The sequence below is a fragment of the Aeromonas sp. s7(2024) genome (assembly GCF_040907825.1).
GTDB classification, from domain to species: Bacteria; Pseudomonadota; Gammaproteobacteria; order Enterobacterales; family Aeromonadaceae; genus Aeromonas; species Aeromonas veronii.
This window is the reverse complement of the sequence record NZ_JBFOCM010000005.1, coordinates 1-26,616: the sequence shown is the minus strand read 5'-3', so window position 1 is coordinate 26,616 and position 26,616 is coordinate 1. Positions and strand designations below refer to the sequence as shown.

Sequence of the window (26,616 nt, the reverse complement as noted above, 5' to 3'; positions counted from 1 at the left end):
GATGCGTACTCACGCAAGATAGTGGGCCATCACGTGCACGAAGGGATGCACGCCGAATCGGTGGCGATGGCGTTCAAGAAAGCGCTGAAGCAACGACGTGGCGGCGGTGAACTCATCCATCACTCGGACCGCGGCGTGCAGTATTGCTCGGGGCTGTATCAGTCACTACATGAACGGTACGGGGTGAAATGCTCGATGACGGATGGGTATGATTGTTACCAGAATGCGTTGGCGGAGCGGGTGAACGGGATTTTGAAAGGAGAGTTATTGTTGCAAAGCCCGCAGGATTTGACGCAAGCGCGGGAGATGGTGCGTGAAGCTGTGGATATATACAACGCGGAGCGGCTGCATCATACGTTGAAATACAGAACCCCCGATGCGGTACATAGGGGGTTCTGAGTAGAGAAATGCTAGTTGAAAATGTGTACACCTATTTCAGGACTAGACACAATCTGCCGAATGAATCAGCTAAACAGCATAAATTTCGCCCCCACCAGCAGCATCAGCAGGGCAAAGGCCTGCTTGAGGCGTCTTGGTGACAGGCGGTGTGCCAGCTTGGCGCCAATGCGTGCGAACTGGGTACTGGTCAGCACAATGCCCAGCAGGGCGGGCAGATAGATGTAGCCCACACTCCACTCGGGCAGATCGGCATGACCCCAACCCGCATAGAGGTAGCTCAGACTCCCCGCCAGCGCGATGGGCATGCTGCAGGCTGCAGAGGCCGCTACCGCATTGCGCATTGGCACCGAGTTCCAGCTCAGATAAGGGACGGTCAGCGAGCCACCGCCAATACCAAACAGCGCTGACATCCAGCCAATGATGGTACCGGCGATGCCTGTGCCGAGCGCCCCCGGCATATGGCGCTCCGCTTTGGGCTTGAGATTGAGCCCCATCTGTAGCGCCATGCTCCAGGCGAAGCAGCCGATAATGATATTGAGGGTGCTGGTACTGAGCAGATTGGCCGTCATACCACCGAGCCAGGCACCAACCAGCATGCCCGCCCCCAATCTGCGGATCATCACCCAGTCGACGGCGCCCGCTTCCTGATGTGCTCTAAGCGAGCTGAATCCGGTAAAGATCATGGTGGGCAACGAGGTGCCGAGGGCCAGATGGGTAATGATTTCAGGGTCGATGCCCTGGGCGCGAAAGGTCATGACCAGCACGGGGACAATGATCAATCCACCACCAATCCCGAACAGCCCCGCCAGCATACCGGCAAAGGCGCCCAGCAGGAGGTAACCCATAAACAGCATAAAAATTCCTGTGTTAAACAAAAACTGGCCAACACGGCCGGGCAACAGTGGATATCTGCATGAAAAAAAAAGAGATGGCGCGAGGGCCATCTCTTCATTGTGCCGGTTAGTGCAGTGGAATGGTACCGTCCATCACCTTGTAGAAGGCCAGCACGGCACAGCCAAGCAGGGCCGCCGTCATCCCCTGCTCCAGCCGGTTAAGGCCACGCAGACCGTGATGCTGACGCGCCTTCCAGTAGATGAAGATGCCCGGGCTGTAGAGCAGCGCCACCAGCAACAGGTACTCCACACCTGCAGCGTAGACCAGCCAGCAGCCGTAAACCGTCGCCACCAGAGCCAGCAGCAGGTCACGCTTGCGCTGATGAGGTTGACCCTGATAGGTCTCCCCTTTCAATGCCAGCTTCAGGCCATAGGCACCGGAGAAAACGTAGGGCACCAACGCTGCAGAGGTCGCGATGTTGACCAGCGCCAGATAGGTGCTGCTCTGGAAGTAGATGATGATCAGGAAGATCTGCACCAGACAGGTAGAGCACCAGAGGGACACCTGCGGCGAGCCGTTCTTGTTCTCCTTGGCAAACCAGCCCGGGAACACACCGGTCTTGCCTGCGATGTAGGGCACTTCAGCGGCCAGCACGGTCCAGCTGAGCAGCGCCCCCATCACTGACACTACCAGACCAATGTTGATAAGCCAGGCGCCCCAGGGGCCGACCACGGCCTCGAGGATCATGGCGGTCGAAGGGTTCTTGAGCGCCGCCAGTTGCGGCTGGCTCATGACACCCAGCGAGAACAGGGTAACCATCACATAGAGTGTCAGGGCGCCGAGCAGCGCCAGCACGGTGGCACGGCCCACATCCTTGCGATGACGGGCACGGGCAGAGACCACCACGGCCCCTTCAATCCCGATAAAGACCCAGAGGGTCACCTTCATGGTGGACTTGACTTGATCCATCACGGAGCCCAGCTCCATGTTGTTCTGGCCCCAGATATCCAGAGTGAAGGTATCCATGTTGAAGGCCAGCAGGATCGCAACACAGAAGACGATGAGCGGCACCATCTTGGCGATGGTGGTGACGATATTCACCAGCGCAGCAACCTGTACCCCGCGCAGCACCAGCGCATGCACCGACCAGATCAGGATGGAGGCCAGCGTGATGGCCACCGGCGTATTGCCGTCACCGAAGATGACGTTGTCCGGCGTATCGAAGAAGTAGCTCAGGGCGCTGAACACCACGATGGCGTAAGAGACGTTGGCCAGCAGTTGGCAGAGCCAGTAACCCCAGGCGGCGTTGAAACCGATGAAATCGCCAAAACCGGCTTTGGCATAGCTGAAGATACCGCCATCGAGATCGGGGCGGCGCATGGAGAGGTTCTGATAGACTAGCGCGAGACAGATCATGCCAAGACCGGTGATGGCCCAACCCAGGGCGACCGCCCCGGCACTGGCATGCGCAGCAATGTTTTGTGGCAGACTGAAGACCCCGGCGCCGACCATGGAGCCGATCACCAGCGAAATGAGGGCGCCCAGCCCTAGTTTCTTGTCCATTTCAATCCTGTTTATTTAGGCGGCGGCAGAGCGTCCGTATTCATACTGCGCGCAATATGGGAGGGGCTGGGAATCCTGACCCCGTGAAAAAGGCGGCAACTATATTGCATGACTATTCCGACCGCAATCCCTCGTCCCGTCAATCATGCACCGCCTTGACCGCGCGCAATTTTACAGCACTGACCCATATGGCCTGTGAGCTGGCTCAAATTAACCAAGACCCATTGATATTTCTCATTTTTCCGCTAACACAACCTGACTCGCATGGTTCCTATGCATCGCCATTCAGGTACTCTCTGTATAAATAATCTGCATAAAAAAGCCCCGGTGGAAACACCGGGGCCCATTATGTAAATCCCTATAAACGCAAACCGCCATCCAGTTCTATCATCCTTCCCGACAGATAGTCGTTGGCAAAAATAAAGCTCACCGTCTCGGCCAGCTGTTGCGCCTCGCCAAGGGTGCCGACCGGAATGGCCTGCTGCATCCGCGCCATCGCCTCCGGCTTCATCGCCGCCGTCATGTCGGTGGCAAATACCCCGGGGGCAATCCCCATCACCCGAATGCCATGGCGCGCCAACTCCCGCGCCCAGGTCACCACCAGCGAGGCAACCCCCGCCTTGCTGGCGGCATAGTTGCTCTGGCCAATATTGCCGGCGCGGGCGATAGAGGAGATGTTGATGATGACGCCCCCCAGCCCCCCTTGCGCCATCAGCGCCGCCCCCTCGCGACCGCAGAGGAAGGTACCTGTGAGGTTGACGTCAATCACACTCTGCCACTGGGCCAGCGTCATCTTCTCCACCAGCTCACCCTCTTTCACCTTGATCAGCATGCCGTCGCGCAAAATACCGGCGCAGTTGATAAGACCGTGCAGCACGCCAAAGCGCCCCTTGATGGCGGCAAAAACCGACTCAACCTCGATTTCGCTTGCCACATTGCAGACAAACAGCTCGCACTGGCTATCTTGATCGCACTGATCATTCTGACTGCGCACCAGGGCTGCGGTCGCCTCCAGATCGGTGCGATTGATGTCGAGCAGCGCCAGCGTCGCCCCCTGTGCGCCCAAGTCCAGCGCAATGGCCCGTCCCAAGCCACGTCCAGCGCCGGTAATAACGATGACCTTATCTTTGATATCCATCAATGCTCCTTGTAGCTGGTCGAAGAGAGATGCCTTGAAGAGAGGTGGCCCTTCAGGCGGGATCCTGTTTATCCAGATAGAGTTCGACGATGCTGGAGAAATCGCGGCTCCCCTGCCCCTGAGCGGCATGCAGGTTGAACAGGTTGCGGGCCAGCGCCCCCATGGGCACAGCGCTGTGGCCATGCTCGGCCAGCGCCATGGCCAATCCCAAATCTTTCACCATCAAACGGGTCATAAAGCCCCCCTGATAGTTGCGGGCGGCAGGGACATTCTCCATCACCCCGGGCCAGGGGTTGTAGCGCTCCAGACTCCAGTTGTTGCCGGAGCTCTTGCCCATGATGGTGGAGAGCACGGCGGGATCCAGTCCCTCCTTCACCCCGAGGGCCAGCGCTTCGGCAGTACCCGCCATATGGATCGCAAGCAGCATGTTATTGCACATCTTGGCGATCTGCCCGGCGCCCAGCGTCCCTGCGTGAAACAGGTTCTGCCCCATGCAGGCGAGCAGAGGTTTCGCCGACTCGAAATCCGCCCTATCGCCGCCAACGATAAAGGTGAGCGTCCCGGCGGCCGCACCGGCGACACCGCCCGATACGGGGGCATCGATAAAGCGCAAACCACACGCGCGGGCCGCCTCCCCGACCTGACGGGCAGAGTCGACATCGATAGTGGAGCAGTCGATGACCAGTGCACCAACCGGCAGGGCTGCCAGCAGATCCTGCCCGCCTCGCTCACCGGCGCTCTCGCCCAGCCAAAGATCGCGCACATGTTCCCCCGCGGGTAGCATGCTGATCACCACCTCGCAGCCGGTCACCGCCTCACGGGCATCCCCCGTGGCGATGCAGCCAGCAGCGATAGCGCGCTCAATGTTTTGGGCAACCAGATCAAACACCTGCACCGTATGCCCGGCCCTGGCCAGATTGGCCGCCATGGGGCCCCCCATGTTGCCGAGCCCGATAAACCCTATCCTTGTCATCCCGCTTGCTCCTTGCGTTGCTGATGGCGGCTTCCGCCGGTTGCCAAGATGTTATTCCTTGCAGGCCAACGGATTGCGCCCCTGCGGCCAGCGATAGAACTCATTCAGCCACTCCCCCTCCGGTGGCAACTGTTGCCAGCGGGGATCTTTATCCTTGTCGATCAGCAGTGCCCGCACCCCTTCCACAAAATCCCCCTTCAGCACGCAGTTGACCGAGAGGGTCAGCTCCTCGGCAAATACCTCTGCCAGTGAGTTGCGGCGAGCCTGCCAATATTGACGCCACAAAATGGCACGGCTGATGGGGCTGCCGGTGCGGCAGAGCTGCTGCGCCTGCTGGAGTACCGTCTCCTGTTCATCGAACTGAGCTTCGAACAACCGCGCCAATACCCCTTGCAGCGTGCGTCCCGCCAGCAAGGCATCGATTTTCTGTCGATGGGGTAGCAGCACTGGCGCTGGCAAGCGGGCAGCCACCTCACCATGCAACCCTCTGAGGAGCTGATCGATCTGCTCACGGGGATCACCACTGCCAGCCCAGTCGAGTACGGCGAGGCGTGACAGCAGTGCACTGCGCTCGCCACTGGCGATGGCGTGATCCGCCAACCCCACCCCAAGGGCATCGGCGCCATTAAAGCGGGCGCCAGTCAGACCGAGCCAGAGCCCCAGCAGCCCCGGCATCCGGCTTAAAAACCAGCTGGCCCCCACATCGGGGTAGAGGCCGATGGTCACCTCCGGCATGGCGAACAGGCTCTTCTCGGTCACCACCCGAAAATCGGCGCCGGCAAACAGACCTATCCCACCGCCCATGCAGATGCCGTCCGCCACGCAGATAAGGGGCTTGCGGTAACAGTGGATGTGGTGATCGAGCCGATACTCCTGCTCGAAAAAGTCGCGGGCATATTCAAACAGTTCCGATCCGCTCACCTCCTGCTTACGGTAATAGAAGGAGCGAATATCACCACCGGCACAGAACGCCTTCTCGCCCGCCCCCTGCAGCAGTACGCAAACGATGGCGGGATCCTGCTCCCAACGGGTCAGCGTCTGTTGCAGGATCTGGATCATCGGCAGGCTCAATGCGTTGAGAGACGCAGGGCTGTCGAGGGTCAACACCCCGATCTGATGACCATCTTCGGTGGGATAATAGCTAACCTTGACCGGCTCATTCATATACAGCTCCGTATGGGTTTACTCTGTTGGGCCATATTGCCAGCGCGGTAAGCGTTTCTCCAGGAAGGCGGCCACCCCTTCACGCTGGTTGGCATCGCTAAAGAGATCGAGAAACAGTGCTCGCTCAAGGGGCAAGGCTGCATCCCGTGGGCCGCTGCGGCCCTGATTGATCAGGGTTTTGCAGGCGCGCAGGGCGCTCGGGCTCTGGCGCTCCACCAGATGGGCCATCTGGTGCGCCGCCTCCCACGCCTGACCGGTTTTCACCACCTCCTCCACCAGCCCCATCTCGTAGGCCAGCGAGGCACTCACCTTCTCACCGCAGAGGATCATCCGCTTGGCCCAGCCCGGCCCCACCAGCTCGGTCAAGCGCTGGGTGCCACCGGCACAGGGAAGCAAGCCCACCGAGGCTTCCGGCAGTCCCAGCAATGCCTGCTGCTCGGCGATGCGGATATCACAGGCCAGCGCCACTTCCAGGCCACCGCCCATGGCATAACCATTGATGGCGGCGATACTGACGCCGTGAAAACGGGCCAGCGCCTCGAAGGCCTTGCCAAAGGCCTCGGCTACTTCGCGGGCCAGCTCGACATTCCCCTCGACAAACATATTGAGGTCGGCACCGGCGCAGAAAAATTTGTCGCCCGCACCACGGATCACCAGCGCCACCACATCGGGACGACTGTCGAGCTCCACCATCATCTGCAAAAAGGCCTGCAGGCTGGCGAGGGTCCAGGTGTTGGCAGGGGGATGGTCGAGGGTGATATAGGCCACGTGGCCATGATATTCGAGTCTGATCCTTGTCATAACCTTGTCCTTGTCGATGAAGCTGCCGCCATGATGACAGGCTTGAATGACGCCAACCTGTGGCTGGCTCACAAAGCCGAAACCGGCATGGCATGGTGCAAATCGGGTGGCAGGCAACACACCCTTGATGCGACCACCGGTTAGCCCAGCGACAAGCCGGGATCGGCCAGCATGCGGCGCGCGATGATGAGTCGCATCACCTCGTTGGTGCCCTCCAGAATGCGGTGTACCCGGGTATCGCGCAGATAGCGCTCGAGCGGATACTCGCGGATATAACCATAGCCGCCAAAGAGTTGCAGAGCCTCATCACAGATTCGATAACCCACATCGGTAGCATAACGTTTGGCCATGGCGCACCAGGCACTCTTGTCGGGTGCCCCGCGATCCAGCTTGTCGGCGGCCTGACGTACCAGCAGGCGAGCGGCAGCCAGCTCGGTCGCCATGTCGGCCAGGCGAAACTGCACGCTCTGGAATTCGCTGATCGGGTGACCAAATTGCTGGCGCTGCTGCACATAAGCCAGCGCATCGTCCAGCGCCTGCTGGGCGGTGCCCACCGAACAGGTGGCAATATTGATGCGCCCCCCATCGAGGGCCTGCATGGCGAACTTGAATCCTTCCCCCTCTTCGCCCAACCGATAACAGGCAGGAATGCGAACCCCGTTGAAAACAACCTCCCGGGTCGGCTGGCTGTTCCAGCCCATCTTCTCTTCTGCCTTGCCATAGCTCACGCCGGGGGCATTAGCCGGCACCATAAAGGCTGAGATCCCCTTCGCACCTTCACCACCGGTACGGGCCATCACCACCAGCACATCGCTGCTGCCCGCGCCCGAGATAAAGACCTTGGTTCCCTCAATAAGATAATTGCCACCCTCGCGCACCGCCCAGGTCTTGAGTGCCGCCGCATCGGAGCCAGCCCCCGGCTCGGTGAGGCAATAGGAGCCCAGCAGCTCGCCGCTGGCCAGTTTGGGCACCCACTCCTTGGCAACCTCGGTGGGCAACCAGTTACCCAGCATCCAGCTCACCATGTTGTGAATGGTCAGATACGCAGTGGTCGAGGTACAGCCCATGGCGAGGCGTTCGAAGATGAGGCTCGCATCGAGGCGCGGCAGCCCCAATCCGCCAAACTGCTCCGGGGTATAGAGACCACAAAAACCTAGCCCGGCCGCCTGCTTGATGGTCGGGATCGGAAACTCATGCTCCTTGTCCCAGCGCGCGGCATGGGGTTTGAGCGCCTCATCGGCAAAGGCGGCGGCCGCCTCCACATACGCCTGTTGATCATCGGTCAGGGTAAAATCCATCTTGTCGTTCACTCCCTTGTTGCCCGCATTTATTTTCCTGAGTTGGTGCTTTATGACGCGGCGCCCACACGCTGCGTCAGTCGGATCTGCCACTATGGCGCTGTTGTCGTGGTAGCTGATGACGATCTCACTACCACCGCTTTATCGACACACAACAGATTAACAATTGATTTACGTTTACGCTAACGTAAACTTGTGACAGAAGTGAAGTACAAAAATGGACCGACCACTGCCAACCTTGAAGCCGAGTCAGCCGGTCGAACCCACCTTCCTACCCGACTGTCATATCCGCAAGGAGAGCATGAATGCAGATGGATGAGACCCTGAATGCCCTGACCGAACAGGTTGCGGCCTTCTGCCAGAAAGTGATCGCCCCGCGCGCCAGCGAGATCGATCAGAGCAACGCCTTCCCCCGTGATCTCTGGCCCCGGATGGGTGAACTGGGGCTGCACGGCATCACGGTGACGGAGGAGTATGACGGGGTGAACCTCGGCTATCTGGCCCACGTGCTGGTAATGGAGCAGGTGAGCCGCGCCAGCGCCTCGGTCGGCCTCTCCTACGGCGCCCACTCCAATCTCTGCATCAATCAGATCCACCGCCACGGCACGGCGGAGCAAAAAGCACGCTACCTCCCCCCGCTGGTGAGCGGCGAGCATGTGGGGGCGCTGGCCATGAGCGAGCCGGGAGCCGGGTCCGATGTGGTCAGCATGCGCCTCACCGCGGAGCGCGAGGGCGATCACTTCGTGCTCAACGGCAACAAGATGTGGATCACCAACGGACCCGATGCCGACACCTTCGTCATCTATGCCAAGACAGATACCAGTGCGGGCCCCAAAGGAATTTCTGCCTTTATCATTGAAGCTGGCACTCCCGGTTTTTCTACCGCCCAGAAGCTTGACAAGCTCGGGATGCGCGGCTCCAGCACCTGCGAGCTGGTGTTCGACAACTGCCGGGTGCCGCAGGAAAACCTGCTGGGCACCCTGCACGGCGGGGTCAAGGTGCTGATGAGCGGGCTCGATTACGAGCGGGTGGTGCTGGCTGCGGGCCCCCTTGGCATCATGCAGGCCTGCATGGATGTAGTGCTGCCCTATGTGCGTGAGCGCAAGCAGTTTGGTCAAGCCATCGGCGAGTTCCAGCTGGTGCAGGGCAAGCTCGCCGACATGTATACCCGCCTCGCCAGCAGCCGGGCGCTGGTCTACTCGGTGGCGAGCGCCTGCGATCAGGGGCGCACCAGCCGTAAAGATTGCGCCGCAGCCATCCTGTTTGCCGCCGAAAACGCCACCCAGATGGCGCTCGATGCTATCCAGCTGCTCGGCGGCAACGGTTACATCAACGAATACCCCACTGGCCGCCTACTGCGGGACGCCAAACTCTACGAGATCGGCGCCGGCACCTCGGAGATCCGCCGCTGGCTCATCGGCCGCGAGCTGATGGGAGAAAATGCATGAGTCGTATCCACTCCCGCCTCGACACGGCGAGTCCGGAATATGCGGCCAATCGGACCGCCATGCAGGGGCTAGTCGACGATCTCCATATTCGCATTGCCGAGATCGCGCTAGGGGGCGGCGCGGCCAACAACGCCCGCCATCTGGCCCGTGGCAAGCTGCTGCCCCGCGAGCGCATCAATCAGCTGCTGGACCCGGGCTCCCCGTTTCTCGAACTCTCGGCGCTGGCTGGCTGGCAGGTCTATGACGAGCCGGTCCCCGCCGCCGGTATCATCACCGGCATCGGCCGGGTCTCGGGCAGGCTCTGCATGCTGGTGGTGAACGACGCCACCGTGAAGGGTGGTACCTACTACCCGCTCACGGTGAAAAAACACCTGCGCGCCCAGACCATCGCCGAGCGGCTGCGTCTCCCCTGCCTCTATCTGGTGGATTCCGGAGGCGCCTTCTTGCCGATGCAGGACGAGGTGTTCCCCGACCGGGATCACTTTGGCCGCATCTTCTACAACCAGGCCCGCATGTCGGCCCAAAACATCCCTCAACTGGCGGTGGTGATGGGGCTCTGCACCGCTGGCGGCGCCTACGTGCCCGCCATGGCTGATGAATCCATCATGGTCAGGGAGCAGGCCACCATCTTTCTGGCGGGTCCGCCGCTGGTCAAGGCCGCCACCGGCGAGGAGATCAGCGCCGAGGCCTTGGGCGGCGCCGAGGTACACTGCGCCCACTCGGGAGTTGCTGATCATATGGCCCGTGACGATGCCCATGCGCTGGCCATCGCCCGCACGCTGGTTACTCATCTGGGTAACGAGCCGATAGAGAGCAGCCCCGGCTACGAGCCCCCCTGCTACCCCATAGAGGAGCTCTACGGTCTGGTGGGCACCAGCCTCAAACGCCCTTACGACGCCCGCGAACTGATTGCACGACTGGTGGATAGCTCTGACTTTGACGAATTCAAGGCGCTGTTCGGCACCACACTGGTGACCGGCTTTGCCCGTATTTGCGGCATGGAGGTGGGGATCCTCGCCAACAACGGCGTGCTGCACAGCGACAGCGCCCAGAAGGGGGCCCACTTTATCCAGCTCTGTAACCGCCGCACCATCCCGCTGATCTTTTTGCAGAACATCACCGGCTTTATGGTGGGGAGCCGCGCAGAAAAGGAGGGGATCGCCAAGCACGGCGCCAAACTGGTCACCGCAGTGGCCTGCAGCCGGGTGCCCAAGATCACCCTGATCGTCGGCGGCAGCTTTGGTGCCGGCAACTACGGCATGTGCGGCCGCGCCTATGAACCCGATTTTCTCTTTAGCTGGCCCAACAGCCGCATCTCCGTCATGGGGGGCGAGCAGGCGGCCGGGGTGCTGATGCAGGTGCGCAGGGACAAGCTGGCTGCCGAGGGCAAGAGCCTGAGCGAGCAGGAGGCGGCCGCCATCCGTGCCCCGGTGATCGAGCAGTATGAGCGGCAGGGTCACCCCTACTACGCCAGCGCCCGCCTCTGGGATGATGGCGTCATTGACCCGGCCCAGAGCCGCACCGTACTGGCACTGGCGCTCGCCGCCTGTCAGGGGGCCCGCATTGAACCCGAGCAGTACGGCATCTTCCGGATGTAAGGAGCAAACCCATGTCAGATCCACTTACTTCCTCAGCACTTGGCTCTTCAACACAGGGCCCGTTTCGGCTGGAGCGGCACGGCCCGCTGGCCGAGCTGGTGCTGTCGCGCCCGTCCCGCCACAACGCCTTTGATGCCGACCTGATGCTGGGGCTGCTCGACTGTCTCGATGATCTGGCCCATCGCCATGGTCATGATCTCGCCGAACGCCCTCACGCCCTGCTGCTACGTGCCGAAGGCAAACACTTTTGCGCGGGCGCCGATCTCAACTGGATGCGCAATCTGGCCCACGCCGATTTCGAACACAATCGCGAAGACGCCCGGGTACTGGCGCGGCTGATGCAGACCCTCGACGAGCTCCCCTTCCCTACGGTGGCGCTGGTGCAAGGGGCCGCCTATGGCGGGGCACTGGGCCTCATCTGCGCCTGCGATCTGGTGCTGGCCAGCGATGATGCCCGCTTCTGCCTCTCAGAGGTGAGCCTGGGTCTGGTGCCTGCGGTGATCAGCCCTTACGTGGTACGCGCCATGGGAATGCGTCAGGCGCGCCGCTACATGCTCAGTGCCGAGCCGTTCGATGCCATTACCGCCTGTCGGCTCAATGTGGCACACCAACTCTGCAAGCCGGATCAACTGCTGGCGGAGGGGCGGGCGCAGGCCCTTCGTCTGTGCCGCAACGGGCCGGAGGCAATGAAAGAGACCAAACGGCTGCTGGCGGCCATAGAAGCCCATCCTTCCCGCCTGCACGAAGAGAAAACCGTCGAGACCATCGCCCGGGTTCGGGTGGGACTCGAAGCCCAGGAGGGGATGCAGGCCTTCTTTGACAAACGCCCTCCCGCCTGGCGTCCCCGTTTCAAGGATGAGACATGACCCATCACACTCAGATTAAACGCCTGCTGATCGCCAATCGCGGCGAAATCGCCGTGCGCATCATCAAGACGGCGAAACGCCTCGGCATTCACACCATCGCCCTCTACTCCGACGCCGACGCCCATGCCATGCATACCCGTCTGGCCGATGAGGCTTGGCATCTGGGGCCCGCACCGGCCAGAGAGAGCTATCTCGACACCGGCAAGGTGCTGAAGATTGCCAAAGAGGCGCACGCCGATGCCATCCATCCCGGTTACGGCTTTCTGTCGGAAAACAGCGATTTTGCCACCGCCTGCGAACAGCGCGGCCTGCGCTTTGTCGGCCCAAGCGGCGACGCCATTCTCGCCATGGGCGACAAATCGGGGGCCAAGGCGCTGATGCAGGCTGCCGGCGTACCTGTGCTGCCCGGCTATCACGGCACGGATCAACGACCGGACTTCTTGCGCGATCAGGCGAGCCTGATTGGCTTCCCGCTGCTTATCAAAGCGGCCAGTGGCGGCGGTGGCAAGGGAATGCGCCGGGTCGATCAGCTGGCCGACTTTCACGAGTCGCTGGCGGCAGTCAAACGGGAAGCCAAGGCTGCCTTTGGTGACGATCTGGTACTGCTGGAGCGCTATCTGCCCCAAGCTCGCCATGTGGAAGTACAGGTCTTTGCCGATAGCCTCGGCAACGCCATCTATCTGGGGGACAGGGACTGCTCCTTGCAGCGACGCCATCAGAAAGTTATCGAAGAGGCGCCCGCCCCCGATATCCCTCCGGCTCTGCGCCGCGCCATGGGGGAGGCAGCCGTGGCCGCAGCCAAGGCCATCCACTATCAGGGGGCGGGCACCATCGAGTTTCTGCTCTGCAAGGATGAGTTCTTCTTTATGGAGATGAACACCCGGCTGCAGGTAGAGCATCCGGTCACCGAAGCGGTGACCGGGCAGGATCTGGTGGCCTGGCAGCTGGCAGTGGCCGAGGGCAAGCCGCTGCCACTGACTCAGGATGAGGTGGTGCTGCGCGGCCATGCGGTGGAGGCGCGCCTCTACGCCGAGGATGTGGCGGCCGGTTTTCTGCCCGCCAGCGGGCCTATCCACTGGCTCCACTGGCCCGTTGGCGTGCGCATCGACACCGGCGTTACCGTTGGTGATGAGGTGAGCCCCTATTACGATCCCATGATCGCCAAGCTGATCTCCCACGGCCAGAGTCGCGCCGAGGCGTTCGCCAAACTGGCCGATGCGCTGGCGGCGCTGGATCTCGGGCCGCTGATGCACAACGGCGCGCTCTTGCTGCGCCTGTGTGAAGAGCCTGACGTCCTGGCCATGGGCCACCATACCCAATGGCCCATCCCCACCACAGCACAGCCCATTCCTGAGCTCGCCTGGCCGCTGGCCACCCTCTGGCTGGCGAGCCGCCCTGCGGGCACCTCCCCCTGGCAGCAAGCCTGCGGATTTCGGCTGGGGCCGGATCGCTGCTGGACCGCGGCGGTGCGCATCGGTGATGAGCACCGGGTATTGACCCTTCACGATCATGGCGGCCAGTTTGAGTGGCAAGGGGAGACTCATTGCTACCAGAGAGGTGACGATAATATCCGGCTGCAGCAGGGTGGCTGCTGGCAACAGATCCCCATTCAGACGGTCGAAGGCTCGGAGGCAACCTTCATCATGACCCTGGGGGGCCAGCGCATCCGCTTCGCGGCCGATGATCGACAGCACAGCCACCACCATGAGCAGGCAAACGAGAAGGCGCAGGGCGCCATCGCGCCTATGCACGGCATAGTGGTAGCCGTGCTGATCGAGCAGGGGCAAACAGTCAGCAAGGGGCAACCCCTGCTGGTGCTGGAGGCGATGAAGATGGAACACCAGTTGCGTGCAGAGCGGGACGGGGTAATTGAAGCCCTGCAGTGCAAACAAGGCGAGCAGGTAAGCCAGGGAACCGTGCTGGTGCGCTTTGCCGAAGAGACTGCTTCACAGGAGGATCACCCATGAACCGATCACAGGACGTCCGTGACGACAGGGTCAGTCTGGTGGAGATGGGGCCGCGAGATGGCCTGCAAAATGAAGCTGCGCCCCTCTCCCTGGTACAGCGGCTGGAGCTGATCCAGCGCCTTACCGACAGCGGCCTGCAGCGCATCGAGGTGGGTGCCTTTGTCTCTGCCAAAAAAGTGCCGCAGATGGCGGACTCCGCAGCGCTGTTCGAGGCACTGCCACGCAAGGGCTCAACCCGTTACGGCGCTCTGGTGCCCAATCTGCAAGGCTTGCAGGCAGCCATTGCCGCCCGAGCCGATGAGATTGGTCTCTTCACCGCCTGCTCCGACGGTTTTACCCGCGCCAATATCGGCATCAGCGTGGAGGAGTCGCTGGTGCGCTTCGCCCCGCTGGTGCAGGAAGCTCGCCGCCTCGGCATCAAGGTGCGCGGCTACCTCTCCACCGTCATCGCCTGCCCGTTCGATGGCCCGACCCGCCCGAAACGGGTCGCTGCCATGGCCGAGCAACTGCTGGATCTCGGTTGCCACGAAATTTCGCTGGGGGACACCATCGGCGTCGGCACTCCGGGCACCGTGGCCCCCATGCTGGATGCGGTACTGCACGAGATCCCGGCGGGTCGACTCGCGGTCCATTTTCACGACACCTACGGTCAGGGGTTGGCCAACCTGCTACCCGCGCTGGAGCGTGGCATTCGCACCATCGACTGCTCGGTGGCGGGGCTTGGCGGCTGCCCCTATGCGCCGGGCGCCTCCGGCAATGTGGCGTCAGAAGAGGTGGTCTACCTGCTGCACGGCCTTGGCATGACGACCGGGGTGGATCTCGACAAACTGGCGGCCACCGGCCAGTGGGTGAGCGAGCAGCTCGCTCGCCCCAACGGCTCGCGGGTCGGTCAGGCCCTGCACGCCAATGCAGAGCGGCTGCGTGCCCGCCTCTGCCAGCCACACTCCCAGCAACAGGAGTCATAACCATGTCCCGTTCCCTGCTCGGCAAGGAGATCACCTACAGCATTTCGGAATTGGCCCATGAGTTCGATGTTACGCCGCGCACTATCCGCTACTACGAGGACGAGGGGCTGCTCACCCCGCAGCGGGAGGGGCAGACCCGCATCTACAGCCACAAGGACAAGATCCGGCTCAAGCTGACTCTGCGCGGCAAACGGCTGGGGTTTAGCCTGGCCGAGATCCGCGAGCTGTTCGATATGTACGACACCGACAAATCGAGCAAAAACCAGCTCAACTCCATGATCAGACTGATCGAAAGCAAGCGCAGTGCCCTGCGTCAACAGCTGGAGGATATCCAGATGGTGATGGCCGAGCTGGAAGCCGCCGAACAGCGCTGTGTTAATTCCCTTAACAGCTTGAAAACTGGCGCAGATTAACCGAATCTGGGAGCAAGCTATTGCCCTGGGGATCCCATGAGATATTGGTGCTGGTTTTTGCTCTTGTTCAGCCTCTCTGGCTGGAGCCATCCCCTCATCAAGGTTGGCGGATACCCCTATGCCCCCTTTGTGGTCAAACTCTCCGATTCCCGCTATGAAGGGCTGACGCTGGACCTCATCGCCAAGCTAAACGAGATCCAGCAAGAGGTAAGATTCGTGTTTGTTCCCACCTCGGCCGCCAACCGTTACAAGGCGCTCGATCTGGGCCGTTTCTCGTTGATGCTGTTTGAAGACACCAAGTGGGGCTGGGACACAGATAAATTCAAGATAACAGCCCCCTTTCTCGGTGGTGGTGAGGTCTATGTGGCCCTGAACAAAACGGGCCGGGACCAGCGCTTTTTCGATGACCCCTCTCGGCATCATCTTATCGGGGTGACCGGCTACCACTACGGCGTGGGCCAGTTCAATGCCGATCCCGTCTACCTGCAGCGCAAGCTCAATCTCACCCTGGTCAAAGACAACGTCAGCGCCCTGCAAGCGCTACTCAAAGGGCGCGGCGAGGTAGCCATTCTCAACATTTCGTACCTTAACCAGTATCTGCAGGCCAATCCCGACACCGCCGACCAGCTGCTGATCTCGCAAAAATGGGATCAACAGTATCAGCACCGCGCCATCCTTCACCCTGAGGCCCCCATTACCCCTGCCCAGCTGGAACAGTGGCTGGCAGCGCTGCAACAAAAGGGTGAACTGGATCGCCTTTGGACAAAGTACGGCGTACAACAGCACGCAACCCCATGATTACTATCCAGCTTTTCTGTACCATGGCGGGAACCAAATGGGAGTGCACCAAATGAACACCACCGAGCCCGCGTCCCCCAAGCTCCGCTTGCTGCGCTACCTTGCCTACGCTTTCCTGCTGTTTCTTATCCTGATCACTCTGCTGCTGTGGCAAACCCCCCATCTGATCCAGCGCTATCTGCCCGGCTGGCTGGCCGAGCACTATGGCCTGCAACTGACGCTAGGGGAGATTGACGTAGGTCTGCGCAACCCTTCTATCTCCCTCGGCGCGACTGCCCTGCTCGATGCCAAGCAGCAGACCATCATCGGTTTTGAACAGCTCTTTATCACCCCAAACCTGCAAGCCAGCTGGCAGCAGAAAGGGGTCGTGCTTTCCGCCGTCACCCTGACCAAACCCGTGGTGCAGCTGCAACGGCTGGCAGACAAAAAGGGGGATGTTCGACTCAATCTGACCGATGCGCTGGCGACCCAGCTCACCCCTGCGCCCGCCCCCGAGCCCGAGACAGCCAGCGCCCCGCTACTGGTCGACATCGCCAGCGTCAATGTCACTGACGGGCATGTGCGCTATCAGGATCAGCGCAAGGAGAGCGAACCCGGCTGGTTGCCGCCCCTCAATCTGGAAAAAGTGACCCTCAAGATCGATAACCTGCGCACCGAGGCAAATCACCCGACCGCCTATCAGCTGAGCGCCGCCATCAACGGCAAAAGCAGCCTCGCCGCTCACGGCAAACTCGATGTGATGAGCGGCATGGGTCAGGGTAAGGTGAGCCTCAAGCAGGTCGAGCTGAAACCCTTCGCCCCGCTCTGGGCACCCTATCTCAAGCTGGATCTGGCCAAGGGCCACGCCAATGCAGAGGTGGAGTACCAGCTTAAAGAGGGTAAGCAAGGGGTACTGTGGCAATTGTCCAAAGGCAAGCTGACGCTGGACAACTGGCTGCTTAAAAAACACAAGGGCGACGAATTTGCCCGCTTCGGCCAGTTGGCCCTTAGCGAGCTGGCGGTCGATGGCCAGAAACAGTCGCTCCAGATCGGCAAGGTGACCCTGCAACAGCCCCTGCTCAAGGCCACCCTCAACCCACAGCAGGAGCTGGATCTGGCTGACTTGCTGATTGAACAGGCTCCCGCCAAGCCCGTCAAAGGGGCCCACGCCGCAAACGAGGTGGCCAACAATGCGGCGCCCAAGTCGGCACAACAAGCAAAGACAGCCGGTAACGGCAAGAAACATGCGCCAGACAAACCCTGGCAGTGGCAGATCAAGCAGATCCTTATCGACAAGGGCGATCTCACCCTCACCGAATCGAGTAGCGGCAAACCGCAGGCACGCCAGCTCTCCGGCCTCAAGCTGGCGCTGGGGCCACTGGGCAGCAAGGGGGAGCAACCGAGCAAACTGACTCTGGCCACCCAGTTCAACCAGAGCAGCCCCCTCGCCTTTGATGGCCAACTGACCCTGACTCCTTTCACCTTAAGCGGCGACATCAACCAGCAGGGGCTGCCCCTGACGCTGGCACAGCCCTATCTGGCCGATCTGGTACGCATCAAGGTGCAAAACGGGCTGCTGAGCAGCAAGACCCGCCTTGATCTCGCCACCACCGCCCAGGGAGATCTGAGCAAGCTGACCCTGCAGGGGGGGCTCGATATCAACGGGCTCAAAGTAGTCGATCGGGCAGACAATCAGCGGCTGCTGGAGTTCAACACCCTGGCTCTCACCGGTCTGACGTACGACGGCATCAGCCAGCAGATGCGGATCAAGGACATTGCCCTGAACAAGCCCTTCGCCCGCATCGAGATCAACGAGGATGGCACCACCAACTTGCAACAGCTGCTGTTGCCGCAACCGGCGGCAGCCAACAGCACTCACGCGACGGCAGGCAGCAAGGCTCCCGACTTTCGCTTCACCATCGACCAGCTGCGCACCGAGCAGGGCAACCTGCGCTTTGCCGATCGCAGCCTGAGTCAGGATTTTGTGGCCGATATCGCCTCGCTGGGCGGTCAGAGCCGTCATATCAGCAATATTCCGGGGCAACGCTCCGATCTCGCCTTCAACGGCAAGGTGGATCGCTATGCGCCAGTGACCATTAGCGGCGGCACCAACTTGCTGGTCGCCAACCCGATCCTCGACATCGCGGTCGCTTTCCACAATCTGGAACTCACCACCTTCACCCCCTATTCGGGCACCTATGCCGGTTATGCCATCGACAAGGGGCAGCTCTCCATGAAGCTGCACTACAAGCTGGAGGGCAACCGGCTGGAGGGGGATAACGACATCACCATCAAGAAGCTGCAACTGGGCGAGAAGATCAAGAGCGATCAGGCCAAGGATCTGCCGCTGGGGCTGGCCATCGCCCTGCTAAGCGATGCCAACGGGGTGATACAGATGAACCTCAAGGTGAAGGGCGATCTCGATCAACCGGACTTCAGCATCGGCAATATCTTCTGGGATGTGCTGGGCAACACCCTGAGCAAGGCGATCACCTCCCCCTTCTCCCTGCTCGCCTCGCTGGCCGATGGCACCGAAGATCTCGACGAACTTCCCTTCCTGCCGGGGGATCCCGATCTCACCCCCACCCAGCAGGAGAAACTGGTCAAGCTGGCGCAGGCCCTCAAGGATAGACCCAAGCTCAGCATGAACATTCGCGGCAAGGTCAACTTCAACGAGGAGCGCCCCATCCTGCAACGGCAAAAACTGGAGCGGGTACTGGCCAAGCTCACCGGCAATCAGGCGGATCTCGACCTGCTGGAACAGGACCCCGCCCTGCAAGAGGCGCTGGCCCAAGCCTATGAAGAGCGCTTTGGCGAAGATCTGGATGATCTGGCCGATCGCCTCCATCTGGATGAAGAGAGCGCAGCACTGCGGGCCCAGGCGGTGATCCTGCTGCGTGATCAGCAGCTCATCACCGCCAAATCCCTGCGCAATCTCGCCATGCGCCGGGCGCAAAATACCAAGGAGTTTCTGGTCGACAGCCAGAGGATCGCCCCGGAGCGGCTGTTCGTGCTCGACAGCCAGGTCAAGGAAGAAGACAAGGAAGCCAAAGTGATCCTGACACTGGATCAGTAAGGCCGCCGCACTGCGTAAATGCGTAAATGCGTAAATGCGTAAATGCGTAAATGCGTAATAAAAATACAACCTCTCAACTATTTTGACACCTTTTGCTCACCAAACAGCCTGCCTTGGTGAGCATTTGGCCTCTGATGCAAATAATCACGTAGTTTTTTTACGATTTATCCCCCTTGCCCCCTTGCGGGCGCGCCACAGCCTGCCTAAAATCGCGCGTCTTTTGTTAACCCCCACCTCTATTTTTGGAGAACGCCACGTGAGCGAAAAATTGGCCAACCCTGCCCCTCTGGGTCTGATGGGTTTCGGTATGACCACCATCCTGCTGAACATCCATAACGCAGGTTTCTTCCCCATCAGCGCCATGATCCTGGCCATGGGCCTGTGCTACGGCGGCATCGCCCAGATCATTGCTGGCATCATGGAGTACAAGCGTGGCAACACCTTCGGTGTGACCGCGTTCACCTCCTACGGCCTGTTCTGGCTGAGCCTGGTGTTCCTGCTGATCATGCCGACCATGGGTCTGGCCGAAGCCACTCCGCACGCCTACATGGGTTGGTATCTGCTGATGTGGGGCATTTTCACCCTGTTCATGCTGGTTGGCACCATCAACTACCCGCGCGCCAAGCAGTTCGTGTTCGCCTCCCTGACCGTGTTGTTCTTCCTGCTGGCCGCCCGTGACTTCACCGGCAGCACCCTGATCGGCACCATCGCCGGTTTCGAAGGCATCATCTGTGGCGCCAGCGCCATCTACCTGGCAATGGCCACCGTGATCAACGAGCAGTTCGGCCGCACCGTAATGCCGATCGGCGATCACAAGAAAGCCGCCGCCGTACAGCTGAAAGCCGCTGCCTGATAGGCAAGCCACTCAGATTGTGAATAAGGCACCCTCGGGTGCCTTTTTGCTATCTCGAATAACCATTCAACCGATCGGTTATCAGCTAAGTGACCCGGCGTCCACCTCCCCCGCCAGCAAGCGGGTCGCGGGGAAACGCAGTGCGGGATCCTGGCTAAAAAACTGGCTCAGTTGCCGGTATACAGCGGGATAGACCTGCTGCAGTCGCAGCGGATCGGTAAAGAAACACTCGCAGCAGACGGCGAAAAACTCGGCAGGATGTTCAGCAGCATAGGGATCGATGGCGGTCACTTCGTCCCGGTCGAGTTGCTGGCACAGCTCATCGAAGGCGGCCTGAAAGGCCTGTTGCCACAGCTGGCTGCTCATCTGCCCCGGCAACGGCGGCGCGCCGTCCGCCTCACCGCCCAGCATGTCGAGCTTGTGAGCCAGCTCGTGGATCACCAGATTAAAGCCGTCCCAGTCGCCATCTTGCTGCAGTTCGCTCCAGGCCAGCACCAGCGGCCCTTGCGGCCAGGATTCACCAGCGTTCTCCTCTTCAAACTCGCTCACCAGCCCGAACTCATCCTGCACCTCCTGGCGCCGGGTGACGGGCTCGGGAATAATGATGACTTCGTGAAAGCCGCGATACCAGTCAAGGCCAAGGTGCAAGATGGGCAACGCCGCCTGCAGCGCCAGCACCGCCTGTTGGCGGGGGCTGAGCTCGACCCCGATCAGGGTCAGGGTCTTGCGCTTGAGCAGCTGTTGCCCCAAGCCGATAAGCGTCGTCTGCTCGGCATCGCTGAGCCCTTGCAAGATGGGCACTGCTGCCAGCGCCTGACGCCACAGCGCCAACTCATCCTCACTCATGGGCGTTTGCGGGCGACCACCCAGCCATTTGAACCATCCCAGCACGCCTACTCCTTCTTTTGATGCAAACAACAGGTCACAACAGTTTGACGAACCGTTTCGGCCGCTCCTGATAATCCTGCGCCAGATAGAAACGGTGAGCCGCCTCACGCTTGAGGCTGCTGGATAGCTCCAGCTGGGCGCAACCTGCGGCCCGCGCCATCGCTTCAGCGCCCTTGAGCAAGGCTGCGCCCACTCCCGCCCCTCTTGCCCCTTCATCGACAACCAGCGCCGAGATCAGGCCCCAAGCTGGTGCAACATGCAGTGGTGCCAGCTTGTGCCACACCAGCACGCCGACCACTCTGTCGGCCAGGGATGCGAGCAGCACAACGCTCGCGGGATCCGGCGCCAACAGGCGCGCCGTCACGTCAGCGCCTTCGGCAGGATACCCCAATTGGGTGAACAGGTGGGCGATTGCGCTCCCGTCGTCGTCCTCAGGGGGACGGATCGTCAACGTCTCAGGGTCATTTTTCATTGTTGGCCTCATGTTTGCTTTCCATTGTGTTACGCCCGTCACATTGTCTGGCGCAGATCAACAAGGAGGATCTCATCTTTACTCATAGAAAACGCTGCCTGCCATTATCCCCCCACCCTTGTCAATTCACAAATTTGCAACAAGACAACATTTTTCGCTGGGAAGCACCGATACAACTAGATATGTTACAAGCCATGCATGGCGCGTGTTTGCGCTCTGCTTAACCCCTCAACCTCGCGCTCATTTGTTAACTGGATTGTTAACAAACAGGGCCGAAAACAGTGACAGAGAGCGAGGCCAAGATCTCGCCAAGACAGCGCCACAAACACAACAAAGGAGTTGTTGTACATGAATGAAATCGTCAATGCCATCAATGGTGTAATCTGGAGCCCTGCGCTCATCTACCTGTGTCTGGGGGTCGGTCTTTACTTCTCCCTGCGCACCCGTTTTTTGCAACTGCGTCATATCAAAGAGATGGTGCGCCTGATGTTTGATGGCAAGAGCACCGATGCCGGTGTCTCCTCCTTCCAGGCGCTGGCCATGACCCTGGCCGGTCGCGTGGGTACCGGTAACATCGCCGGTGTGGCCACCGCCATCACCTTCGGTGGCCCGGGCGCCCTGTTCTGGATGTGGATGGTCGCCTTCCTCGGCGCCAGCTCTGCTTTCGTGGAGTCCACCCTGGGTCAGGTTTACAAAGAGAAGATCAATGGTGAATACCGCGGCGGCCCGGCCTTCTATATCGAGAAAGGGCTTGGCATGAAGTGGTACGCCTGGACCTTCGCCATCGCTACCGTCTTCGCCTGCGGCGTGCTGCTGCCGGGCGTACAGGCCAACTCCATCGGCTCCAGCCTGCAGACCGCCTTTAATATTGATCCGAACGTCACCGCCGCCGGTCTGGCGCTGCTGCTCGGCTTTATTATCTTCGGCGGCGTCAAGCGTATCGCCAGCTTCGCCAGTACCGTGGTGCCCTTTATGGCGCTGGGCTACATCATCGTGGCTTGTGTCATCATCGCCCTCAATATCGGCCAGCTACCGGGCGTGATCCTGCTGATCTGGAAAAGCGCCTTCGGTCTGGATGCCGGTTTCGGTGCCATTCTGGGTCTGGCCATCATGTGGGGGGTAAAACGCGGGGTCTACTCCAACGAAGCGGGTCAGGGTACCGGACCGCACGCCTCCTCTGCGGCGGCAGTGAGTCACCCGGCCAAGCAAGGTCTGGTGCAGGCGTTCTCCGTCTATATCGACACCCTTTTCGTCTGCTCCGCCACCGGCTTTATGCTGCTGATCACCGGTCTCTATAACGTACAAGGGCCGGACGGCGCCGCCATCTACACGGGTATTGCCAGTATCGCTGCCGGCCCGGGCTATGTACAGACCGCCATGGAGAGCATGATGCCGGGCTTTGGCAGCATTTTCGTGGCCATCGCGCTGTTCTTCTTCGCGTTCACCACCATCGTTGCCTACTACTACATCGCCGAAACCAACATCGCCTACATCAACCGCAAGATTAATCGCCCCTGGCTCACCTTCTTGCTGAAGATTGCGCTGATGGCTGCCACTGTCTACGGCACCGTCAAGACGGCAGATCTGGCCTGGGGCATGGGTGATATCGGGGTTGGCCTGATGGCATGGCTCAACATCATCGCCATCCTGCTGCTGCAAAAGACCGCCTTCACCTGTCTGAAGGATTATGAAGCGCAGCAGGCACAAGGTATTGACCCCGTATTCCACCCGGAGAAGCTCGGCATCAAGAACGCCGATTACTGGGTGGGCAAACGCTCCGAAGAGAACCTGGAGCTGGAGAAATCGGGCCATCAGTTCGAGCCGGATCAGGATCGCAAGACCTCCTGAACCAGAACGACATAAGAGATCAATAAACATGGCAGCCTCGGCTGCCATTTTATTTCTTTAAATTCAATGGCTTATGTTTAAATCAAGGAGTTAAGTGCCCCACAAGGGGACACTTTGGGACGTGAAAAGACACCCAAATTGGCAAAATGTGGACACTTTTTTCTGCCCATTCCCGGGGGAAATCACGCTGGTTGAAGATGGTTTTCCAACGGGTTAAAGCGGACAGCGTCATTCAGATAATCCGGTGCAAAGTGGGCGTATCTCATCGTCTGATGAAATATCAAGTGGCCGCTCTCAAACGGTGGAACGCCCCCGTATATGGATTTCGTGTGTGCGAGGCTCACCACGACGGCACCCCGCACTGGCACCTGCTGCTATTTATGCGCCCGGAAGATCGCAACCGGGTGATCGGTATCCTGCAACGCTATGCCCTGACCGATGACCACGAAGAGCTGGTACAGGATATCAAGGGCGCCCCACCCTTTACCGACTTTACTCCCCGCTTCGACTGGAAAGAGATAGACCCGGCCAAGGGCGATGCCGCGGGCTATATCGCCAAATACATTGCCAAGAACATCGACGGCGCCTACCTGGACGATGACGAAGAGGCTGGTACCGCCGCCGATGAGAGCGCCCTGCACGCCGTCGCCTAGGCCAGTTGGTGGGGCATTCGCACCTTCCAGCAGATCGGAGGTGCCCCGGTCGGTGTATGGCGCGAGCTGCGCCGCATCAGCAATGCCAAGAAGCATGCCGAACTGGTTGGCCCGCCAAAGCCAGTGCTGCAAGACCCGCGCTTTGAGGCGGCCCGCTTTGCCGCAGATAACGGCATTTTCCGCTGCTACCTGCACGCCATGGGCGGCGCACTGGCCACCCGTGCCGAACACCCCATCAAGCTGGCCCACCTCATCGAGGAGCAAACCAACTGCTATGGCGAAGACATCAAGCGCCTGATGGGCATTACCTCCGCTCGCCTGGGTATCAAGACCCGCCTGCAAGGGTGGGAAATTGTGCCTGCCGGCACCCATGAAGCCAAGAAAGCCACCGAGGCTGCAGCGAGGGGGGTTGGGGTTAAGACGGGCGACAGCCCGGCACCTTGGAGCTCTGACAATAACTGTACGCGGCCGGATCCTGATGCCTTCACAGACCAGATCATGAGGGAACAATGGGGGTTATCGCCCTTCTCTATCGAGCGATTGCGGGCTGGGGCCTGCGTCAGATCAGACGGTTACACCCTCTGGCTGGAGAACGGGCAGGTGCAATCAGGCCGTATGGTCCCATCGGACTATGATGAGCCCCTGATAGAATTGGAATGGCTGCGTGCAATGGTCGGGGTACCTGAGCCGGATGAACAACCCGACACCGTGCCCCCCGATGATGAGCATTGGCCAACGCTGGTAATGGATTGCTATGAAATCTTCAACACTTGCGGATTCACAGCATGCCATCAGTGGATCGCAGAGCTGCCCAACCCATATCAATGTGAACTCTGGCGAGTACTTGATAAATTAGACTGGGCAGACAGACACGAAGTGGAAAACCCACGGTTTGATGAACTGATGAGCGAGGTAGCCTGTGATTGATCTTTTTTCCAAGCTGGAAGCCCTGTTGGGCGAATTGCCCGATACATCGCATACCTATAAACCGCTTACGGCGCCACAATATAATGCTCTGGAAAGCCAGATTTACCGGATGGGGCCCCAAATTGACGGCACACCGGCATGGCCACAGGATTTGATGCTTGAATGGTTGCAAGAACAAACACCGCATATAAGAGGTGTGGCTATCGCCATGATGCGCCGGATCTATCGATCGGAACGCACTGGCCTCCCCCCTCTTCCTCAAGCTATTGCTGACCAAAAAAATCATGAATGACACTGTCCCCCCCTCACCATCACTCAGAGAGGCCACTGGCACAGCATAACCATCCACTGGACATCCACCATCGACAAGGCAGGAAAAGTGACTGGGCACGTTGCACCATTTATCATATCGGTACAACCACAGTATCCAACGATACTTTAACTGGTATGGCTTACCTTCAGCTGAAAAGTCTATTGGTCTAGTACCGGGCCAAGCGATAGGGAAGGTGCGAATAAGCGGGGAAATTCTTCTCGGCTGACTCAGTCATTTCATTTTTTCAGTTTGAGCCGATCTTTTCTCCCGTAAATGCCTTGAATCAGCCTATTTAGACCGTTTCTTCGCCATTTAAGGCGTTATTCCCAGTTTTTAGTGAGATCTCTCCCACTGACGTATCATTTGGTCCGCCCGAAACAGGTTGGCCAGCGTGAATAACATCGCCAGTTGGTTATCGTTTTTCAGCAACCCCTTGTATCTGGCTTTCACGAAGCCGAACTGTCGCTTGATGATGCGAAACGGGTGCTCCACCTTGGCCCGGATGCTGGCTTTCATGTATTCGATGTTGATGGCCGTTTTGTTCTTGCGTGGATGCTGTTTCAAGGTTCTTACCTTGCCGGGGCGCTCGGCGATCAGCCAGTCCACATCCACCTCGGCCAGCTCCTCGCGCTGTGGCGCCCCTTGGTAGCCGGCATCGGCTGAGACAAATTGCTCCTCTCCATGCAGCAGATTACCCAGCTGATTGAGGTCATGCTCGTTGGCCGCGGTGGTGACTAGGCTGTGGGTCAGGCCACTCTTGGCGTCGACACCAATGTGGGCCTTCATGCCAAAGTGCCACTGATTGCCTTTCTTGGTCTGATGCATCTGCGGATCGCGTTGCTGCTCTTTGTTCTTGGTCGAGCTGGGAGCCTCAATGATGGTGGCATCGACCAAGGTGCCTTGAGTCATCATGACGCCTGCTTCGGCCAGCCAGCGATTGATGGTCTTGAACAATTGGCGGGCCAGTTGATGCTGCTCCAGCAGGTGGCGGAAATTCATGATGGTGGTGCGGTCCGGCAAGGCGCTATCCAGGGATAACCGGGCAAACAGACGCATGGAGGCGATTTCGTACAGAGCATCTTCCATCGCGCCATCGCTCAGGTTGTACCAATGCTGCATGCAGTGAATGCGTAGCATGGTTTCCAGCGGATAAGGTCGCCGGCCATTACCAGCCTTGGGGTAAAACGGCTCGATGACTTCCACCATGTTTTGCCATGGCAGAATCTGCTCCATGCGGGACAAGAAAATCTCTTTTCTGGTCTGACGGCGCTTACTGCTGAATTCACTGTCGGCGAAGGTAAGTTGATGACTCATGATGAACCCTGTTCCATGGCTCCAGATGACATGCATGATCTCATATCAGGGACTTGTTCGCACCTTCC

22 protein-coding genes and 1 pseudogene are annotated in these 26,616 nt (G+C 59.9%); 13 read left to right on the top strand and 10 right to left on the bottom strand.

All coding sequences use genetic code 11. From position 1 onward, the window contains the following. On the top strand, nucleotides 1–399 hold a 399-nt coding region (locus AB5Y73_RS00835), incomplete at its 5' end, for a transposase (protein ID WP_368147166.1). Between the two features lie 65 nt (nucleotides 400–464). On the opposite strand, the gene AB5Y73_RS00830 is transcribed toward AB5Y73_RS00835, so the two are convergent. The 7 genes from AB5Y73_RS00830 to AB5Y73_RS00800 all read right to left on the bottom strand — a co-directional run bounded on the left by AB5Y73_RS00830 (nucleotide 465) and on the right by AB5Y73_RS00800 (nucleotide 8,170). Next, nucleotides 465–1,253 (bottom strand): sulfite exporter TauE/SafE family protein, encoded by a 789-nt coding sequence (locus AB5Y73_RS00830; protein ID WP_279499642.1) that lies wholly within the window; start codon nucleotides 1,251–1,253, stop codon nucleotides 465–467. 106 nt (nucleotides 1,254–1,359) lie between these two features. Next, complete coding sequence (gene arcD / locus AB5Y73_RS00825; protein WP_005336921.1) at nucleotides 1,360–2,796, bottom strand: arginine-ornithine antiporter; 1,437 nt, start codon at nucleotides 2,794–2,796, stop codon at nucleotides 1,360–1,362. A 358-nt stretch (nucleotides 2,797–3,154) separates the two neighbouring features. Beyond that, entirely contained in the window at nucleotides 3,155–3,934 is a 780-nt protein-coding gene (locus AB5Y73_RS00820) for an SDR family oxidoreductase (RefSeq protein WP_279499643.1), read from the bottom strand. A 52-nt stretch (nucleotides 3,935–3,986) separates the two neighbouring features. Beyond that, nucleotides 3,987–4,907 carry a 3-hydroxyisobutyrate dehydrogenase gene (gene mmsB, locus AB5Y73_RS00815; RefSeq protein ID WP_323915270.1) on the bottom strand — a complete coding sequence of 307 codons (921 nt, stop codon included), beginning with the start codon at nucleotides 4,905–4,907 and terminating at the stop codon, nucleotides 3,987–3,989. A 51-nt stretch (nucleotides 4,908–4,958) separates the two neighbouring features. Further along, entirely contained in the window at nucleotides 4,959–6,071 is a 1,113-nt protein-coding gene (locus AB5Y73_RS00810) for an enoyl-CoA hydratase/isomerase family protein (RefSeq protein ID WP_279499644.1), read from the bottom strand. A gap of 18 nt (nucleotides 6,072–6,089) precedes the next feature. Beyond that, complete coding sequence (locus tag AB5Y73_RS00805; RefSeq protein ID WP_005345131.1) at nucleotides 6,090–6,872, bottom strand: enoyl-CoA hydratase; 783 nt, start codon at nucleotides 6,870–6,872, stop codon at nucleotides 6,090–6,092. Between the two features lie 140 nt (nucleotides 6,873–7,012). Further along, nucleotides 7,013–8,170 (bottom strand): acyl-CoA dehydrogenase family protein, encoded by a 1,158-nt coding sequence (locus AB5Y73_RS00800; protein WP_201957351.1) that lies wholly within the window; start codon nucleotides 8,168–8,170, stop codon nucleotides 7,013–7,015. 305 nt (nucleotides 8,171–8,475) lie between these two features. Between AB5Y73_RS00800 and AB5Y73_RS00795 the strand changes: the two genes are divergently transcribed. The 9 genes from AB5Y73_RS00795 to AB5Y73_RS00755 all read left to right on the top strand — a co-directional run bounded on the left by AB5Y73_RS00795 (nucleotide 8,476) and on the right by AB5Y73_RS00755 (nucleotide 20,133). Beyond that, nucleotides 8,476–9,618, top strand: a complete 1,143-nt coding sequence (locus AB5Y73_RS00795) for an isovaleryl-CoA dehydrogenase (RefSeq protein WP_201957353.1) — start codon at nucleotides 8,476–8,478, stop codon at nucleotides 9,616–9,618. Next, nucleotides 9,615–11,216 (top strand): carboxyl transferase domain-containing protein, encoded by a 1,602-nt coding sequence (locus AB5Y73_RS00790; RefSeq protein WP_107683082.1) that lies wholly within the window; start codon nucleotides 9,615–9,617, stop codon nucleotides 11,214–11,216. Before AB5Y73_RS00795 ends, AB5Y73_RS00790 begins: the two co-directional genes overlap by 4 nt. A gap of 11 nt (nucleotides 11,217–11,227) precedes the next feature. Further along, on the top strand, nucleotides 11,228–12,082 hold the full coding sequence (locus AB5Y73_RS00785; RefSeq protein WP_107683083.1) for an enoyl-CoA hydratase-related protein: 855 nt from the start codon (nucleotides 11,228–11,230) through the stop codon (nucleotides 12,080–12,082). Then, nucleotides 12,079–14,049: a biotin carboxylase N-terminal domain-containing protein gene (locus AB5Y73_RS00780; RefSeq protein ID WP_107683084.1), complete on the top strand. Its 1,971-nt coding sequence runs from the start codon at nucleotides 12,079–12,081 to the stop codon at nucleotides 14,047–14,049. The genes AB5Y73_RS00785 and AB5Y73_RS00780 overlap by 4 nt, the downstream gene beginning before the upstream one ends. After that, nucleotides 14,046–15,014 carry a hydroxymethylglutaryl-CoA lyase gene (locus AB5Y73_RS00775; protein WP_107683085.1) on the top strand — a complete coding sequence of 323 codons (969 nt, stop codon included), beginning with the start codon at nucleotides 14,046–14,048 and terminating at the stop codon, nucleotides 15,012–15,014. The genes AB5Y73_RS00780 and AB5Y73_RS00775 overlap by 4 nt, the downstream gene beginning before the upstream one ends. A gap of 2 nt (nucleotides 15,015–15,016) precedes the next feature. Further along, nucleotides 15,017–15,427, top strand: coding sequence for a MerR family DNA-binding transcriptional regulator (locus AB5Y73_RS00770; RefSeq protein WP_107683086.1), 411 nt, complete (start codon nucleotides 15,017–15,019; stop codon nucleotides 15,425–15,427). Nucleotides 15,428–15,463: 36 nt separating this feature from the next. Then, a complete protein-coding gene (locus AB5Y73_RS00765; RefSeq protein WP_107683087.1) occupies nucleotides 15,464–16,225 on the top strand; it encodes an ABC transporter substrate-binding protein in 762 nt (253 codons plus the stop codon). Between the two features lie 52 nt (nucleotides 16,226–16,277). After that, a complete protein-coding gene (locus tag AB5Y73_RS00760; RefSeq protein WP_279499205.1) occupies nucleotides 16,278–19,280 on the top strand; it encodes a DUF748 domain-containing protein in 3,003 nt (1,000 codons plus the stop codon). Nucleotides 19,281–19,536: 256 nt separating this feature from the next. Then, on the top strand, nucleotides 19,537–20,133 hold the full coding sequence (locus AB5Y73_RS00755; protein ID WP_107683089.1) for a GPR1/FUN34/YaaH family transporter: 597 nt from the start codon (nucleotides 19,537–19,539) through the stop codon (nucleotides 20,131–20,133). Between the two features lie 81 nt (nucleotides 20,134–20,214). On the opposite strand, the gene AB5Y73_RS00750 is transcribed toward AB5Y73_RS00755, so the two are convergent. Together AB5Y73_RS00750 and AB5Y73_RS00745 are read right to left on the bottom strand one after the other, a co-directional pair. Next, on the bottom strand, nucleotides 20,215–20,979 hold the full coding sequence (locus AB5Y73_RS00750) for a zinc-dependent peptidase (protein ID WP_220128979.1): 765 nt from the start codon (nucleotides 20,977–20,979) through the stop codon (nucleotides 20,215–20,217). A 76-nt stretch (nucleotides 20,980–21,055) separates the two neighbouring features. Continuing rightward, nucleotides 21,056–21,493: a GNAT family N-acetyltransferase gene (locus AB5Y73_RS00745; protein ID WP_107683091.1), complete on the bottom strand. Its 438-nt coding sequence runs from the start codon at nucleotides 21,491–21,493 to the stop codon at nucleotides 21,056–21,058. Between the two features lie 348 nt (nucleotides 21,494–21,841). On the opposite strand from AB5Y73_RS00745, the gene AB5Y73_RS00740 reads away from it, so the two are divergent. From AB5Y73_RS00740 to AB5Y73_RS00730, 3 genes and pseudogenes are all read left to right on the top strand, one after another. Further along, nucleotides 21,842–23,341, top strand: coding sequence for a sodium:alanine symporter family protein (locus AB5Y73_RS00740; RefSeq protein WP_181497354.1), 1,500 nt, complete (start codon nucleotides 21,842–21,844; stop codon nucleotides 23,339–23,341). Between the two features lie 287 nt (nucleotides 23,342–23,628). Continuing rightward, nucleotides 23,629–24,921 (top strand): annotated as a pseudogene (locus AB5Y73_RS00735) (replication endonuclease); the annotation flags it as partial. Beyond that, entirely contained in the window at nucleotides 24,914–25,213 is a 300-nt protein-coding gene (locus AB5Y73_RS00730) for a hypothetical protein (RefSeq protein WP_181497355.1), read from the top strand. The pseudogene AB5Y73_RS00735 and the gene AB5Y73_RS00730, both read left to right, overlap by 8 nt. 354 nt (nucleotides 25,214–25,567) lie before the next feature. Here the strand turns inward: AB5Y73_RS00730 and AB5Y73_RS00725 are convergent, their stop codons facing one another. Further along, nucleotides 25,568–26,548 (bottom strand): IS5-like element IS5 family transposase, encoded by a 981-nt coding sequence (locus tag AB5Y73_RS00725; protein WP_026141915.1) that lies wholly within the window; start codon nucleotides 26,546–26,548, stop codon nucleotides 25,568–25,570. Nucleotides 26,549–26,616 lie beyond the last annotated feature (68 nt).

Coding starts and splice junctions, on each gene's coding strand:
- AB5Y73_RS00765 (WP_107683087.1), top strand. CDS start 15,464: ATGAGATATTGGTGCTGGTTTTTGCTCTTGTTCAGCCTCTCTGGCTGG.
- AB5Y73_RS00760 (WP_279499205.1), top strand. CDS start 16,278: ATGAACACCACCGAGCCCGCGTCCCCCAAGCTCCGCTTGCTGCGCTAC.
- AB5Y73_RS00745 (WP_107683091.1), bottom strand. CDS start 21,493: ATGAAAAATGACCCTGAGACGTTGACGATCCGTCCCCCTGAGGACGAC.
- arcD (WP_005336921.1), bottom strand. CDS start 2,796: ATGGACAAGAAACTAGGGCTGGGCGCCCTCATTTCGCTGGTGATCGGC.
- AB5Y73_RS00795 (WP_201957353.1), top strand. CDS start 8,476: ATGCAGATGGATGAGACCCTGAATGCCCTGACCGAACAGGTTGCGGCC.
- AB5Y73_RS00750 (WP_220128979.1), bottom strand. CDS start 20,979: ATGAGTGAGGATGAGTTGGCGCTGTGGCGTCAGGCGCTGGCAGCAGTG.
- AB5Y73_RS00805 (WP_005345131.1), bottom strand. CDS start 6,872: ATGACAAGGATCAGACTCGAATATCATGGCCACGTGGCCTATATCACC.
- AB5Y73_RS00820 (WP_279499643.1), bottom strand. CDS start 3,934: ATGGATATCAAAGATAAGGTCATCGTTATTACCGGCGCTGGACGTGGC.
- mmsB (WP_323915270.1), bottom strand. CDS start 4,907: ATGACAAGGATAGGGTTTATCGGGCTCGGCAACATGGGGGGCCCCATG.
- AB5Y73_RS00830 (WP_279499642.1), bottom strand. CDS start 1,253: ATGCTGTTTATGGGTTACCTCCTGCTGGGCGCCTTTGCCGGTATGCTG.
- AB5Y73_RS00780 (WP_107683084.1), top strand. CDS start 12,079: ATGACCCATCACACTCAGATTAAACGCCTGCTGATCGCCAATCGCGGC.
- AB5Y73_RS00800 (WP_201957351.1), bottom strand. CDS start 8,170: ATGGATTTTACCCTGACCGATGATCAACAGGCGTATGTGGAGGCGGCC.
- AB5Y73_RS00725 (WP_026141915.1), bottom strand. CDS start 26,548: ATGAGTCATCAACTTACCTTCGCCGACAGTGAATTCAGCAGTAAGCGC.
- AB5Y73_RS00770 (WP_107683086.1), top strand. CDS start 15,017: ATGTCCCGTTCCCTGCTCGGCAAGGAGATCACCTACAGCATTTCGGAA.
- AB5Y73_RS00785 (WP_107683083.1), top strand. CDS start 11,228: ATGTCAGATCCACTTACTTCCTCAGCACTTGGCTCTTCAACACAGGGC.
- AB5Y73_RS00810 (WP_279499644.1), bottom strand. CDS start 6,071: ATGAATGAGCCGGTCAAGGTTAGCTATTATCCCACCGAAGATGGTCAT.
- AB5Y73_RS00775 (WP_107683085.1), top strand. CDS start 14,046: ATGAACCGATCACAGGACGTCCGTGACGACAGGGTCAGTCTGGTGGAG.
- AB5Y73_RS00790 (WP_107683082.1), top strand. CDS start 9,615: ATGAGTCGTATCCACTCCCGCCTCGACACGGCGAGTCCGGAATATGCG.
- AB5Y73_RS00740 (WP_181497354.1), top strand. CDS start 21,842: ATGAATGAAATCGTCAATGCCATCAATGGTGTAATCTGGAGCCCTGCG.